This is a genomic window from Rhodococcus sp. T7 (genome assembly GCF_009872365.1).
Lineage (GTDB): Bacteria > Actinomycetota > Actinomycetes > Mycobacteriales > Mycobacteriaceae > Rhodococcus_F.
Window position 1 is genome coordinate 182,298 of record NZ_WXYH01000390.1, and the last position, 1,174, is coordinate 183,471.

The following is a 1,174-nucleotide window of genomic DNA, read 5'->3' on the forward strand; positions in this document are numbered from 1 at the left end:
ATCGCCTTGTGGGACGGCCGCGCGTCGAACCAGAAGAACGTGCACGGCAAGCAGTTCATCGACTGCTTCTACGACTATCACAAGAACCTCAGCCCCGAAGAGGTCGTGTGGGACTACGACACCTACACCTACTACGGTGCCGATCGCCTGTTCCAGGACCTCTTCGTGGACGGATACGTCGACCACGCCATCTTCCAGCCTGCGTTCCTGAGCGAGTTCTACCACACCGGATTCGGGCAAACCGAGGAAGCGTTCGGCCTCACCCGGAAGCACCCCGACAAGCTCACCTACAACCACGCCTACGACCCACGGCACGAGGAGGCCGGGCTCGAGCAACTCCGCAAGGACGCCGACCGGATGAACCTCCAGGGCGTCAAGCTCTACACCGCCGAATGGCACGGCGACTCCCGCGGCTACAAACTCGACGACCCGTGGTCGCGGCGCTACCTCGAAGAATGCATCAAGCTGGGGATCAGGAACATTCACGTCCACAAGGGACCGACGATCCGTCCCCTCGACCGCGACGCCTTCGACGTGGCGGACATCGACAAGGTCGCCACCGACTACCTGGACCTGCGCTTCGTCGTCGAACATGTGGGTCTGCCACGGCTCGAGGACTTCTGCTGGATCGCCACCCAGGAGTCGAACGTCTACGGCGGATTGGCAGTGGCGCTGCCGTTCATCCACACCCGGCCCCGCTACTTCGCCCAGATAATCGGCGAGTTGCTCTACTGGATCGGCGAGGACAAGATCCTGTTCGGCAGCGACTACGCACTGTGGACCCCGAAATGGCTGATCGAGAAGTTCGTCGACTTCCAGATCCCCGAGGACATGCAGGGCGAGTACGCCCCGATCACCGTCGAGCAGAAGAAGAAGATCCTCGGCCTCAACGCCGCAGCGCTGTACGACATCGACGTTCCCGCGGACCTGCAACTGGCCGAGCCGGCCGGGCAGGAAGGTGTGGAGGTCGCTGCCGGGGCGCGGGAAACCGTGCCGTCATGACCACCGCCGCCGTCGTCTGCACCGAAGAGGACGTTCTGATGGCCCTGTCGACGGTCACCGACCCGGAACTGGACGAGCCGATCACCGATCTCGGTTTCGTCCGGTCGGTCACCCTCGACGACGACGGGGTCACCGTGCACCTGCGGCTGCCCACCGCGTTCTGCTCGCCGAA

Annotated in this window: 2 protein-coding genes; both read left to right on the forward strand. The window is 63.6% G+C overall.

Annotated features, from left to right (window positions below; all coding sequences use genetic code 11):
• On the forward strand, positions 1-1,002 hold a 1,002-nt coding region (locus MLGJGCBP_RS49380; protein ID WP_442972159.1), incomplete at its 5' end, for an amidohydrolase family protein.
• On the forward strand, positions 999-1,174 hold a 176-nt coding region (locus MLGJGCBP_RS49385), incomplete at its 3' end, for an iron-sulfur cluster assembly protein (RefSeq protein WP_160104082.1). The genes MLGJGCBP_RS49380 and MLGJGCBP_RS49385, both read left to right, overlap by 4 nt.